This window comes from Paenibacillus tengchongensis (assembly GCF_008973665.1).
Taxonomy (GTDB): domain Bacteria; phylum Bacillota; class Bacilli; order Paenibacillales; family Paenibacillaceae; genus Paenibacillus_AQ; species Paenibacillus_AQ tengchongensis.
In genome coordinates, this window is the sequence record NZ_WACP01000005.1 from 114048 (window position 1) to 127473 (window position 13426).

General features: G+C 57.8%; 12 protein-coding genes. All 12 read right to left on the bottom strand.

Annotation, left to right across the window (positions count from 1 at the left end; translation table 11 throughout):
- Window positions 1-90: 90 nt before the first annotated feature.
- Window positions 91-2304, bottom strand: coding sequence for a Stk1 family PASTA domain-containing Ser/Thr kinase (gene pknB / locus F1381_RS10230; protein ID WP_151734749.1), 2214 nt, complete (start codon window positions 2302-2304; stop codon window positions 91-93).
- On the bottom strand, window positions 2301-3077 hold the full coding sequence (locus F1381_RS10235) for a Stp1/IreP family PP2C-type Ser/Thr phosphatase (protein WP_151734750.1): 777 nt from the start codon (window positions 3075-3077) through the stop codon (window positions 2301-2303). Before F1381_RS10235 ends, pknB begins: the two co-directional genes overlap by 4 nt.
- Before the next feature lie 6 nt (window positions 3078-3083).
- A complete protein-coding gene (gene rlmN / locus F1381_RS10240; RefSeq protein ID WP_151734751.1) occupies window positions 3084-4124 on the bottom strand; it encodes a dual-specificity RNA methyltransferase RlmN in 1041 nt (346 codons plus the stop codon).
- Between the two features lie 144 nt (window positions 4125-4268).
- Window positions 4269-5723: a 16S rRNA (cytosine(967)-C(5))-methyltransferase RsmB gene (gene rsmB, locus F1381_RS10245; RefSeq protein WP_151734752.1), complete on the bottom strand. Its 1455-nt coding sequence runs from the start codon at window positions 5721-5723 to the stop codon at window positions 4269-4271.
- On the bottom strand, window positions 5720-6658 hold the full coding sequence (gene fmt / locus F1381_RS10250; RefSeq protein WP_151734753.1) for a methionyl-tRNA formyltransferase: 939 nt from the start codon (window positions 6656-6658) through the stop codon (window positions 5720-5722). Before fmt ends, rsmB begins: the two co-directional genes overlap by 4 nt.
- 5 nt (window positions 6659-6663) lie before the next feature.
- Window positions 6664-7152, bottom strand: a complete 489-nt coding sequence (def, locus tag F1381_RS10255; protein WP_151734754.1) for a peptide deformylase — start codon at window positions 7150-7152, stop codon at window positions 6664-6666.
- 116 nt (window positions 7153-7268) lie between these two features.
- Entirely contained in the window at window positions 7269-9797 is a 2529-nt protein-coding gene (gene priA, locus F1381_RS10260) for a primosomal protein N' (RefSeq protein ID WP_151734755.1), read from the bottom strand.
- Window positions 9798-11030 (bottom strand): bifunctional phosphopantothenoylcysteine decarboxylase/phosphopantothenate--cysteine ligase CoaBC, encoded by a 1233-nt coding sequence (coaBC, locus tag F1381_RS10265; protein WP_246187978.1) that lies wholly within the window; start codon window positions 11028-11030, stop codon window positions 9798-9800. It lies immediately after the preceding gene.
- A gap of 326 nt (window positions 11031-11356) precedes the next feature.
- Window positions 11357-11557, bottom strand: coding sequence for a DNA-directed RNA polymerase subunit omega (gene rpoZ, locus F1381_RS10270; RefSeq protein ID WP_151734756.1), 201 nt, complete (start codon window positions 11555-11557; stop codon window positions 11357-11359).
- A 53-nt stretch (window positions 11558-11610) separates the two neighbouring features.
- Window positions 11611-12198 (bottom strand): guanylate kinase, encoded by a 588-nt coding sequence (gene gmk, locus F1381_RS10275; RefSeq protein ID WP_151734757.1) that lies wholly within the window; start codon window positions 12196-12198, stop codon window positions 11611-11613.
- 18 nt (window positions 12199-12216) lie between these two features.
- The gene (remA, locus tag F1381_RS10280; protein ID WP_150268559.1) at window positions 12217-12477 is read right to left on the bottom strand and encodes an extracellular matrix/biofilm regulator RemA; all 261 of its coding nucleotides are present in this window, start codon (window positions 12475-12477) and stop codon (window positions 12217-12219) included.
- A gap of 48 nt (window positions 12478-12525) precedes the next feature.
- Window positions 12526-13422 carry a YicC/YloC family endoribonuclease gene (locus F1381_RS10285; protein ID WP_151734758.1) on the bottom strand — a complete coding sequence of 299 codons (897 nt, stop codon included), beginning with the start codon at window positions 13420-13422 and terminating at the stop codon, window positions 12526-12528.
- Between the last annotated feature and the right edge of the window lie 4 nt (window positions 13423-13426).

The window sequence follows — 13426 nt, forward strand, 5'->3', positions numbered from 1 at the left end:
GTGCAAATGACCCCAGCAACCAGGGTCGCGCAGGGTCATTTGGCTGGTGCAACCTGACCGGCAGCGAGCCGGATGTTGCTGATCAAAGGTTTAGTTGTTCTTATGCTTGTCTTTATTACCGTTACCGTTACCTTTCCCATTGCCATTCCCGTTGTTGGTCTGGCTGTTCTGGTCATTGAGAATATACCCGGTCTGTTCGCCTTCCGGGGCCTCGCCGCCTTCGCCGCCGTCGCTGGGCGGCAATATTTCCGGCTCGATCGTCGGATCCGGCGATGTCTGCTCAGGAGCAGGGGTTGGTGGCGGCGTTTCCGTCACCGGCAGCTGCGGCTCATCTACCGTCCCGTTTTTGGCATCGGAGTAACGGACTTCATAGGCCTCGACATAATCACCGTTTACGTAAACGGTGATCGCGCCGTCCTTGTTCGGAGCCAGGATGAGGTCTACCGGCAAATACTGGCTCTTCGCAATCGCACGCGTGCCCCACTCCTGCTTCTCGCCATCCTTGCTGGCATCGGAATACACAATCCGGATGTCCGTCTTCGTACCTTCACTTGTAGGGATAACAGGCACACGGAACGTATAGTTCAGCGCCTCCGGCGGATATCCGGTGCTGAGCGTAATCGTAAATTTCTCGCCCCGCTGTGCAGACTCACCCTCCTCATAAGGCCACTGCTTCATTACTTTGCCCGCTTCCATACTGAAGCTACTCTCCTCGTTGACCTCTTCCAGCACCAGTCCGATATCTTCCAGCGACTTCTTTGCTTGGGATTCCGTCATTCCGGTCAAATCGGGAACATCAACACTTTCTTTGCCTCTGCTCACGTATACGGTGATCGTCTGAGTATCCGGGTCGAACTCGCTGCCTTCCGCCGGATCGGTTCCGATGACCTGACCTTCGCCATATTCCTCGCTGTATCTCTCGTCCGGTTTGATCCGGCTTTGGTCTACACCCAGAGCGCCCAGCGCTTTGACCACGTCATCGTAATTCTGGCCGGTATAGCCCGGCATTGGCGTCAGCACCTTCGCAGTACTTACTGTAAGGGCGATGTGGGTGCCCTTCTTGGCTCTGGACCCGGGAACTTTGCTTTGTTCATAAACTTCATTCTCATCGTAGTTCGGGTTGTACTCCGCTGTGACAGGCTCATCGATGATCAGCCCAACCTCGTCAAGCATGGCTTTTGCATCTTCCAGCATATGATTTCTGACATCGGGAACCGTAACCTCAGGAACCGATAATTTGTCGGTAAAATACCATGCCAGCCCGCCCAGAATCAGCAGCACGGCCAGCGTAATTCCGGCCCACAGCGCCGGTTTGCTCCACTTGCGCTTAGACGCAGGCGCCGGCTCTGGCTCCATCTGGCGCCGGGACAGCCCTTCATCTCCGCGGTCCTCAAAGCCGCGCTGCAGCGGCTTGATCGCCGGAATAATCCGCGTCCTGTCGAGATCGTCGTCGTCGTGGAAATCCGCCTTGGCTTCGCTGCGCCGTTCCGGCAGCAGGCAGGTCTCCAGATCCTGCAGCATTTCCTTCGCAGACTGGTAGCGTTCCTCCGGATTCTTCCGCATGGACCGCAGGATGACGTTCTCTACACTCTGCGGAATCAGCGGATTCAGCTGCCGCGGCTCTTCGAACTCTTCCTGCAAATGCTTCAGCGCTACGCTGATCGGACTCTCCCCCAGAAAGGGCAATGCGCCGGTCAGCATCTGGTAAAGCACGATGCCGAGGGAATACAGGTCCGATTTCTCGCCTGCCGCAACGCCCTTGGCATGCTCCGGCGAAAAATAATGCACCGAGCCGACCACCGAGCCGGTCTGGGTAATGGTTGTTGAGGTTACAGCACGGGCGATCCCGAAGTCTGTCACCTTCACCCGGCCGTTGCGGCCGATCAGTATATTATGAGGTTTAATATCGCGGTGAATAATCTGGTTATGATGGGCATGATCGAGCGCATCGCAAATTTGCGAAGCAATGCGCACGGCCTCGTCGACCTGCAGCGGCGCCCGCTCTTTGATGATTTCGTTCAGATTCTTGCCTTCCACGTATTCCATAACAATATAATGGACATCGTCTTCCTGCCCGACATCGTAAATGCTGACCACATTCGGATGGGACAGCGATGCTGCGGACTGCGCCTCACGCCGGAAGCGGCGGATAAATTCTTCATCATGCACAAACTGGTTGCGCAGAACTTTAATTGCGACATTGCGGTTGAGCAGAATGTCATGGGCTCTGTAAACGAGCGCCATGCCACCTCCTCCGATCCGCTCGATGACTTGGTAACGGCCGCCCAATTCGTGACCGATCATCTGTTCCACTCCTTCGTTTCGGGCACAGCGGCCTCTCCTTGATGTTCTAACAAAGCGACGCTGATGTTATCGCCGCCACCGGCCAGTAGCGCCAGTTGAAGTAAACGGTCCGCTCTTTCCTCTAAAGAGATTTCATGGATGCCGGCCACCTTGCCCAGATGCTCCTGGCTGACAAAATTGCTCAGCCCGTCGCTGCACAGCAGCAGCTGTTCACCAGCTGCCAGGCTTACCGCCGACAGATCGGCCGACACGGCCGGGTCAGTGCCCAGCGCCTTAGTCAGGACATTGCGGCGCGGATGATTATCCAGCTCCTCCAGGCTGAGCTGGCCGTTCTTGAACAGCTCATTGACCAGCGTATGATCCTCGGTCAGCAGCACTGCCTTACCGTCCTTGATCAGGTAAGCTCTGCTGTCACCGATATGGCCGATATACCCTGCTGCCTCTTTCAGCAGCACAGCCACGACGGTGGTCCCCATGTTATGGTACTTCTCATCGCTCGCTGCTTCCTGGTAGACTGTACGGTTAGCCTCTGCGATTGCCGCAGTTAAGGATTCCCGCAGTTCCTCTTCCGGAAGACCGGGAGGCAGAGAATCCAAGCTGGCGCGCATACTCTCCAGCGCAAGCCTGCTGGCCGTGTCGCCGGCCAAATGGCCGCCCATTCCGTCGGCGATGATGCCGAGGGTATAGCCGTGGCGCGTGGCCCCGGTCCAGACCGAATCTTCATTGACCGATCGCACACGGCCAACATCGCTGGCATGAACTGTTCTGATCAAATATCCTCACCCCAACTCCATATGTTTGGCGCGCAGTTGTCCGCAGGCCGCGGCAATATCATGGCCTTGTTCCCGGCGGATCGTCACGTTAACGCCTTCGTCAGCAAGAACACGTTGAAATTCAAAGATATCCTTGCGCGATGTCCGCACATATTTGCGTTCCGGCACATGGTTGACCGGAATCAGATTCACATGGCAGAGCATCGTCTTTAATACGCCGGCCAGCTCCTTCGCATGCTCCGGCTGATCGTTGACGCCGCCGATCAAGGCATATTCGAAGGTAATGCGGCGGCCCGTCTTGGCCTGATAATAACGGAGCGATTCAATCACTTCGTCAAACGGGAAGCGGCGGTTAACCGGCATCAGCTTGGAACGCAGAGCGTCGTTGGGTGCATGAATAGAAATCGCCAGATTAATCTGCGTATCCTCGTCGGCAAATTTGTAGATGCTGGGCACAATGCCGCTGGTGGATACTGTAATGTGGCGCTGGCCGATATTAAGCCCCTTCTCGTGAATCATCAGGCGCAGGAATGTCATGGTGGCCTCATAATTCTCAAATGGTTCGCCGGTGCCCATGATGACAATGCTGCTGACACGCTCGCCTCTTTCGTCCAGCATTTGCTGGCAGCGCACCACCTGCGCCACAATCTCTCCAGCGGTCAGATTCCGCTTCAGTCCTCCCAGGGTGGAGGCACAGAACGTGCAGCCGATCCGGCAGCCCACCTGCGTAGTAACGCACACGCTGTTGCCATAGTTATGCTTCATGATGACCGTCTCAATCGCATGGTCGTCATGAAGCCCGAAGAGGAATTTGACGGTACCGTCCTTGGACTCAAAACGGGTAATTTCGCTTAGGGCCGCAATGCTGAAGCTCTCGGTAAGCTTGGCCCGCAGTGCCTTGGACAGGTTGCTCATGGACTCGAAGTCGGTGACGCGTTTCACATACAGCCAGTCAAAAATCTGGGCGCCGCGAAAAGCGGGCTCGCCGTTGTCCTTGGCCCACTGCTGTAACTCTTCCAGAGTAAAATCATATATTAAAGGTTTCATTATCATCAACACCTGTGCTTTCTTTATTAAGGATATGCTTATTGTTTCTCATTCTTCCTATTCTAACACAAAAATCAGAGCCGGTAAAAGAAAAGCCCGCCGCGCAGGGGCCCTGCGGGCGGGAATCCGGCTGAAAATGCTATATTACAAGAGTTTCTGCAAGCATGAAATATAGAAGCCGTCGCTGCCGAAATGCTGCGGCAGCAGCTGTATTCCATCGCCCGCCGCCAGCGCCGTGCCTTGCAGCCGCGCCCAGAGCGGCGAGTCAAAGGTAACGGAGGAGAAGCCCGGGTGCTCACGCAGGAACCGGGAGACAACACCGCTGTTCTCCGCCTGCTCGGTCGTGCAGGTGCTGTAGACCAGGATTCCGCCAGGCTTCAGCAGCCGGGAGACCGACTCCAGCAGCCTGCCCTGAAGAGCCGCAATTTCGGCAATGTCGCCGGGCTGCTTCCGCCACTTGAGATCGGGCTTGCGGCGGATAACGCCCAGGCCCGTACAAGGCGCGTCCAGCAGAATCCGGTCAAAGGACGCCTCCGGCAGCTTCTCCGCCAGCTCCAGCGCGTCGCCGCTGTGCGCCGTAATGCATTCAAGGCCCAGACGCTGCGCCTGATCGGCAATCAGCTTCGTCTTATGCTCATGCAGGTCATTGGCGTAGATAGCGCCGTCATCTTTCATCAGTTCGCCCATGTGCGCGCTCTTGCCGCCGGGAGCAGCACAGCAGTCGAGCACACGCATGCCCGGCTCGGGAGCGACCGCTTCGGCTACCAGCATGGAGCTTTCATCCTGCACGGATAAATAGCCATCCTCGTACCACGAGCTCAGCGCCAGGTTACCGCCCCCGCGGACGACAATGCCGTATGGACTGACCTGCGATTCCGCCGCATCCAGCCCTGCTTCCAGCAGCTTGGCCAGCATGGCGCTGCGGCTGATCATCGTCGTATTGACGCGCACGCTGACCGCCGGCGCCTCGTTGTTCGCCGCGCACATCGCCCCGGCAGTCTCCAGCCCATACTCCTCCGCCCAGCGGCGTACCAGCCACAGCGGATGGGAATGAAGCACCGAGATGCGTTCTTCGGGACTCAGCCCCTCCTTCAGAACCGGCAGCTCCCCTGCCCGCAGCACACTGCGGAGCACACCGTTGACCATGCCGGAGATGCCCTGATGGCCGCGCTTCTTGGCGATATTAACCGCTTCGTTGACTGCAGCATGCGCCGGCACCCGGCTCAGGTACATGATCTGGTACAGGCTAAGCCGCAGCAGATTACGCACCCAGGGCTGCAGCTTGGCCACCCCCTTGCTGACGAAGCCTTCCAGCACATAATCCAGCGTGAGCATCCGGGAGATGGTGCCGTAGACCAGCTCGGTAGCCAGGCCGGCATCCTCGCGCCCGAGGCCCGCCTTCTGCAAGGTGCTGTTCAGCAGCAAATTGCTGTAAGCCCCCTGCTGCTCGACGCGCGTCAGGATGTCGAGCGCGACCTCGCGCGCGGTGGCGTTCGCGCCGCCACCGCTTCGCCGGCCTCCGGCAGCGGAAGCACCGCTGCCGGGTTTACCGGCCGCACGTGCTCCGCCGCGGCCTGCGCCGCCCGTGTCCCGGCTCAACCGAGCACCGTCCCGGGCGGCATGTTGGCGCCGCGGCTGAAGTCCGCGGCGTTCATCGCTTTTTTGCCCGCCGGCTGCACGGCGGTCAGCAGGAGACTTCCGTCGCCCGTCTTCACTTCGACGCCGCGTTCGCTGACGGCCAGCACCGTTCCGGGCGCGGCCGTTCCGCCGGTGCCGGCGCCGCTTGGCTTCGCGGCCGCCCACACCTTGAATGTCTCACCGTTCCACAGCGTAAACGCGCCGGAGAACGGCACCAGCCCGCGGATACGGTTATAGATTTCCCGCGAGCCCGCGTTCCAGTCAATCCGCTCATCCTCGCGGCTCAGATTCGGGGCATAGGTCGCTTCGCTGTCGTCCTGGGCCTCTGCTTCCACTTTTCCGGCAGAGAGGCGCGGCATTTCCGCTTTCAGAAGATCGCGGCCCGCCAGGCTGAGCTTCTCGAACAGCGTGCCCGAAGTATCTTCCTCTTCGATGGGAACCTCTACACGTGAGATCATATCGCCGGTATCCAGTCCCTCGGCCATATACATCAGCGTAACGCCGGTCACCGTCTCGCCATTGATAATACTGCGCTGTATCGGTGCACCGCCGCGGTATTTCGGCAGCAGCGAGCCGTGCACATTGACGCAGCCGTTCACCGGCATGTCCAGCACCGATTTGGGCAGAATCTGCCCGTAGGCGGCTGTGACAATCAGGTCCGGCGCATAGACAGCCAGCTCTGCCACCGCCTCGGGTCGGCGCAGCCGCTCAGGCTGCAGCACAGGCAGCCCCAGATCCAGGGCCGCTTCCTTCACCGGTGAAGGCGTCAGCGTCTTCTTGCGTCCCTGGGGACGATCCGGCTGGGTGAGCACGGCTACAACTTCGTAGCCCTCCTCCACCAGCATTCTCAGCGAAGGCACAGCAAAAGCCGGTGTGCCCATAAATACGATTCTCATCGTCTTCACTCCCCGGTTCCGCCGTCCTGCTCCGGTGTCGCCTCGTAGATCTTCTCGGCGATATCCGTAAACAGCACACCGTTCAGATGATCGATCTCATGCTGGAATGCACGTGCCAGCAGCCCACTGCCGGTAACGGTAATTTCCTTGCCCTCACGGTCAAGCCCCCGCACGGTAACAGTCTCTGCACGGCGGACATCGCCGTTGAGCCCGGGGATGCTGAGGCAGCCCTCCGGGCCGAACTGCTCGCCGTCTCTGTCGATAATTTCCGGATTGATCATCTGGATGAGGCCGTGCTCTTCGTCAGCATCGACCACAATCAGGCGCTTCAGGATGCCGACCTGCGGCGCGGCCAGACCTACGCCTTCGGCGTCGTACATCGTATCAGCCATATCATCCAGCAGCTTCTGGACGTTGGGAGTAATTTTGGTGACGGTCTTGGCCGTCTTGTGCAATACCTCGTCAGGTTCTTTCACGATCATTCTGATTGCCATAAAGCAACACCATCCTTGTTTCTACGATTCTGTACTCTATACAATAAAGCGCAAGTACATTGGCCTGAAGCCAATGCGGCGCGATATTTCCTAACCCATTGTACCATGAAGACGGGTTACATCAACATTTGCGGATCGACGTCGATGCTGATCTGCAGCAGCGGGTCACGCGCCGAGTCTTCCAGTTCCTCCGCCACTTTGCGTGCGAGGCCGACCGCGTCGATCGCACCCCGCCATTTAACAATGCATTGAAACCGGTATCTGCCCTTAAGACGGGGCAGCGGTGAAGCTACCGGACCCAGCAGGTCCAGCGCCTCCGGCGACAGCTTGTCGAGGCTGCCGAACCAGCGGAGCTGGCGGGCCTTACCCTGCAGCTCCAGCGCATAATTCTCCGCCAGCTTCAGCAGTACCGGCAGCTGCTCATGCGACAGCGTAACGAGAATCAGCCGGCAATAGGGCGGATAATGTAGCGCCTTGCGGTGCTTCAGTTCATCGCGCACGAAGGAGCCGTAGTCATGTCCGCTGGCATGGATGATGGAATAATGCTCCGGCGTATACGTTTGGATAACGACCTCACCCGGCAGTTGATGTCTCCCCGCGCGGCCCGCCACCTGGGTCAGCAGCTGGAAGGTCTTCTCCCCTGCGCGGAAATCGGGCAGATTCAGCGCCGAATCGGCGGTGATGACGCCGACCAGCGTTACATCGGGGAAATCCAGCCCTTTGGCAACCATCTGTGTGCCAAGGAGCACATCCGCTTTTTTGTCGCGGAATTGATTAAGAAGCTTCTCATGCGAACCCTTCTCGGTAGTCGTGTCGACATCCATCCGGATGACGCGGATACCAGGAAACAGCTTGCCGAGCTCTTCCTCCACCCGCTGCGTGCCTGTCCCGAAGAAGCGGATATGCTCGCTCTCGCATTCCGGGCATTGCTTCGGCGCGGACTCCGCATGCCCGCAGTAATGGCAGCGCAGGTTCTCGCTGCGGCTGTGATAAGTCAGCGAAATATCGCAATTCGGACACTGGGCGACGTATCCGCAGCTCCGGCACATGACAAAGGTCGAGAAACCCCGGCGGTTGAGCAGAAGCACGGTCTGCTCCCCCCGCTCCAGGCGGGCCTTGAGCCCGGCATGCAGCCTGCGGCTGAACATGGAGCGGTTGCCTTCCTTCAGCTCCGCCCGCATATCGGTTACATGCACCTTGGGCAGCTCATTTCCGAGGGCCCGGGTCGGCATCTCCAGCAGCACGGGCGAGAAATGAATATCGCTCTGGGAGCGCGCCGCATGGTAGCTCTCCAGCGAAGGTGTCGCTGAGCCCAGAATAACCGCCGCTCCGCACCCCTCTGCCCGGCGGACGGCAACATCACGCGCATGATATTTCGGATTCTCCTCCTGCTTGTAGGAGCTTTCATGCTCTTCGTCCATAATAATCAGGCCGAGATCGTTAAACGGCGCAAATATCGCCGAGCGGGCACCGACGGCAACCAGCGCCTTGCCTTCGCGGATCTTGCGCCATTCATCATAGCGTTCCCCTGCGGACAGGCGGCTGTGCATCACCGCCACGCCGCTGCCGAAACGCCCCTTGAACCGTTCGACCATCTGCGGGGTGAGGGCAATCTCCGGCACGAGCACGACCGCCTGCCGCCCCTGATCCAGCGCTCGCTGAATACATTGCAGATAGATTTCCGTCTTGCCGCTGCCGGTGACCCCGTGCAACAGGAATACTTCATGCCGCATGTCCTCCACGACATCCACAATCCGTGTATAGACCGTTTGCTGCTCGGGCGTAAGCGGAAGAGGCGCCGTCGGCTTGAAATCCCGGCCGCGGTAGGGATCGCGGTAGACCTCGATTTCGCTGATCTCGATCAGTCCTTTATCCTCCAGCGCCTTCACGGTACCCGCCGTTACCTGAAGCACGGCCAGCAGATCCTTCATCGGCATGGGCAGTACGGCCTCCATCTCGATCAGGAAAGCGAGCACTTCCTTCTGTCTCGCCGAACGTGCCGTGAAGGCGTTCAGGCTTTCGCGGGCAGCCGACAGGCCGACCGCGAGATCTACCGCCTTCAGCTTCTTTTTGCCCAGCTTGTCCTTGATCGACTGGCTCTCGGTCAGCACGCCGCGGCGCAGCATGAATTTCACCGTCTCCGCGGCTTCGGGAAAGGTGCGGGTCAACTGCTTCATCGTCACTTCTCCGGCCTGCCGGACAAAGTCAATAATCCGCTGTTCCTCCGGGTCGCTCTCCAGAAACAGCGGAAACAGCTCATCTTCCGCCCGGCCCGCTCCTTCCGTCTCGCCAAGAGAGATCAGCCGTTCGGCCTTACCCTTAAGCGCCGTCGGCAGCATAGCCTGCAGCGCGGAAATCCGCCGGCAGGCATATTTGCGGCTCATCCAATCCGCCAGCTCCACCAGCTCCGGCGAGAGCGGCGGAATCAGGTCGAGCACCTCCTGAACCGGCTTCAGGCCTGCGGCCGTCTCCGTCTCACCCGATTCGAGCGATACGACGAACCCCTGCACTGTCCGGTGTCCGAACGGGACCGCTACCCGGCTGCCGACTTCAATCCACAGCTTAAGCGGGCCGGGGATCAAATAATCAAAGGGCCTGTCCGTGCTGCGTACAGGGACATCGACAATGACCTTGGCAATGTCCATTTAAACCGCCGCCCCGGCCACGCGTTCCGCCGCCAGCAGCAGAATACGCCGCGCCACTTCGTCTTTGGAGCTGAGCGGCAGGTCGAGCACGAGACCCTGAGCATCGTAAATGGAAACAATATTGGTATCTGTGCCGAAGCCCGCTCCTTCCTCCCGGACATCGTTGGCAACGATCAGGTCGAGATTTTTGCGGACCAGCTTGTCTTTGGCATACATCTCGGCATTCCCAGTCTCTGCCGCAAAGCCGATAACAAACTGCCGGTCTTTGATTTTGCCGAGGGTACCCAGAATATCGGTAGTCTTCACCAGCTCAAGGGTCAATGTATCCCCGCTCTTCTTGATCTTGTTCTCCGCGCTTTGCTTGGGCCGGTAATCCGCCACGGCCGCCGCGCTGATCAGAACATGGCAGTCCTCCCAGCGGCTTCTTACCGCGTCAAACATCTCCGCTGCAGATTCGACGCGGAGCAATTCGATCTGCGGATCCTGGGGGGGTGCCGCATCGGTCCGGGCCGCGATCAGGGTGACATCCGCACCCATCGCACGGGCTGCACGCGCCAGCGCGAAGCCCATTTTGCCGGAAGAATCATTGGAAATATACCGCACGGGATCAATGCGCTCCACCGTCCCGCCAGCGGTTACGATCACCCGTTTACCCTGCAAGGGACCGGAAGCCGCCATCTCCCTGTCCGCAAAGAAGCTGTTCACAACATCAACTATCGACTCCGGCTCTTCCATCCGTCCTTTGCCGACGTAGCCGCAGGCAAGCAGGCCTTCGCCCGGTTCAATAAAATGAATACCTCGGCCGGCCAGCGTCTTCATGTTGGCTTGAACGGCCGGATGCTGATACATATGCACGTTCATTGCCGGGGCGACCATTACCGGTGCGGTTACGGCAAGCATCGTCGTCGAGAGCATATCGTCACCGATGCCGAGCGCCATTTTGGCAATACTATTCGCTGTGGCCGGAGCAATCAGCACCAGATCGGCCGCATCGGCCAGATCGATATGGGAAATCTCGGCAGGGTCGCGTTCCTGGAAGGTATCGCTGTACACCCGGTGCTTGGACAGCGACTGCAGCGTCAGCTCGGTGATGAATTCTTTGGCCGACGCTGTCATAATAACGTGGACCTTCGCACCTTTTTGCGTCAGCTTGCTCGTTAAAGCCGCCGCCTTATAAGCGGCAATACCGCCTGTCACGCCGAGTATAATGGTTTTACCGTGAATGTGGTTCAATCTGTCTCTCCCCCTGTTCCTACAAAATAAGCCATAAGCAGTACCCTGAGGCACGAAAAAACGGCTGCTGTGGCCCTTGCTGAGACGGCATCCGTTTGGCGTAAATGATACTTATGCATTGATGGCACTGTAACTAAAGTTCATCATATATATTGTACAACTCTTATTCTGTTAAAAAAATAACAACCTTGCGGTTGTCAGTAACAGCCCGGTGGGCCGAAGATCACTAGGTTAAAGAAGCGGGGAATGCTGGCGGAAACGTAAAGCGGCAAATGGTTCGGGCGGCTTTACGTTTCCGCAGCAGACGGGCCCGGCTGGCCGAAAGACTATTCTTCGCCGCGCGTAACGACAATCCGGTCTTCATAAATCTCTTCCAGCGCAACACCGACATATTTATGCGATTTAGGCGCCTTTACATCAGTCTTTCCGCCTTCGCGAAGCGTTCTCGCCCGGCGGGCTGCGGCAACAACGAGTGAATATTTGCTGTCAACCTTGTTCATCATTTCATCAATGGATGGATATAGCACGTAAGACACCTCTTCATCATCTTTATACTGGAACGATATACTGGAACAGTCAATCAACCAAGCAACGCATCTCTTCTGACTTTACAATGCTCGGCGATAATAATGCTTTCTATTCGTTTGCAGGCCAAATCAATCTCATCGTTAACCACGGCATAATCATAATGCCGGATCAGTCCGATCTCATCTTCCGCCACAGACATGCGGTGATTGATAATATCGGGATGCTCAGTACCGCGGCCGCGGATGCGGTCCTTCAGTTCGTCCATAGAAGGCGGGAGCAGGAACACAAAGATTCCCTCCGGAAATTTCTCCTTGACCTTAAGGGCTCCCTGCACCTCAATCTCAAGAATAATATCCCGGCCGCTGTCGAGCGTCCGATCCACAAAGTCGCGCGGTGTGCCATAATAATTGCCCACGTATTCCGCATATTCAAGCAGTTGGTCGGCTTCGATCATCTCCGCAAATTGTTCCCTGGACTTAAAGAAATAATTGACGCCGTCCTGTTCACCTTCGCGCGGACTGCGCGTCGTTGCGGAAACAGAGTAGACAAGCTCAGGCATCCGCGGTCTAAGCGCAGAACACACCGTTCCTTTGCCTACGCCGGAAGGGCCGGATAAAATAATCAGCAATCCTCTTGACATAGTACTCTCCATTTGTTGTTATTCGTCGCTGTCGTCATCTTTGCTAGACAAGCGGTGCGCCACGGTCTCCGGCTGAACCGCCGAGAGAATGACATGATCGCTGTCCGTAATGATGACGGCCCGCGTCCTGCGGCCATATGTGGCGTCGATCAGCATGTGCCGGTCTCTCGCCTCCTGAATGATGCGCTTGATCGGCGCCGATTCAGGACTGACAATGGAAATAATCCGGTTGGCCGATACGATATTTCCAAAGCCGATGTTAATTAATTTAATTGCCATGTTCCGGTTGTTCCCCCCATAAGTAACTTGTCTTGTTTCCGGTGGCGGTTATTCCAGATTGGCCGCCTGTTCACGTATCTTCTCGAGTTCGCCTTTCATTTCGAGCGTAAGGTTGGCCAGCAGCAGATGGCTGCATTTCGAAGCGATAGTGTTGGTCTCCCGGTTCATCTCCTGAACGAGGAAATCCAGCTTGCGGCCGCTGGGCTCGCCTGATCGCAGCAGCGCCCTGCACTGACCGAAATGGCTGAACAGACGGGTAAGCTCCTCATCAATGTTGGAACGGTCGGCAAAGATGGCGATTTCCATCCCCAGCCGGTGTTCATCCAGGGGCAGTGTTCCGCCAGTCAGGGCATCCAGCCGCTGCCGCAGCTTATCGCGGTATTCAAGCACGACGACAGGGGATAATTTGAGCATCTCGGCATGCAGTTCCTCCAGCCGGTCCAGCCGGTGTGCGATATCCCGGGCGAGGAATTCCCCTTCCCGCGCACGCATTTCCATAAGGGATTGCAGACTGCTCTCCAGTCCCTGGGCCAGCGTATCCAGGAAATCCCCGGCGGCCGAGAAGTCCGCCATATCCGGTTCCTCCGCCGATTCCATAATTCCGGGCATAGAAAGTATATCACGTACTGTCAACTCGCCCGGCAAGCCATAGTTCTTCTTCAGTGCTTCAGCGCCGGCCAGATAGGACCGCACCAAAGTATGATTCAGCTTCTGGACAGGCGCGGCCTCGACGGCCGATTCCCGGTTAATCGTGACATCGACCCGTCCGCGCTTGATATAACTCTGCACCTTGCGGCGCAGCATATCTTCATACCCCGACCAATCCCGGGGCATCCGCAGCACTACTTCGCAGTATCGGTTATTCACCGACTTTACTTCGAAAGTGATCTTGTAGCCGCCGGCTTGGAGGGATGATTGACCGTATCCGGTCATGCTAAATGACAACGGA

What these genes read in the sequence shown, in the direction of transcription:
- pknB (WP_151734749.1), bottom strand. Translation starts at nt 2,304, where the DNA reads ATGATCGGTCACGAATTGGGCGGCCGTTACCAAGTCATCGAGCGGATC.
- rlmN (WP_151734751.1), bottom strand. Translation starts at nt 4,124, where the DNA reads ATGAAACCTTTAATATATGATTTTACTCTGGAAGAGTTACAGCAGTGG.
- fmt (WP_151734753.1), bottom strand. Translation starts at nt 6,658, where the DNA reads ATGAGAATCGTATTTATGGGCACACCGGCTTTTGCTGTGCCTTCGCTG.
- def (WP_151734754.1), bottom strand. Translation starts at nt 7,152, where the DNA reads ATGGCAATCAGAATGATCGTGAAAGAACCTGACGAGGTATTGCACAAG.
- priA (WP_151734755.1), bottom strand. Translation starts at nt 9,797, where the DNA reads ATGGACATTGCCAAGGTCATTGTCGATGTCCCTGTACGCAGCACGGAC.
- gmk (WP_151734757.1), bottom strand. Translation starts at nt 12,198, where the DNA reads ATGTCAAGAGGATTGCTGATTATTTTATCCGGCCCTTCCGGCGTAGGC.
- remA (WP_150268559.1), bottom strand. Translation starts at nt 12,477, where the DNA reads ATGGCAATTAAATTAATTAACATCGGCTTTGGAAATATCGTATCGGCC.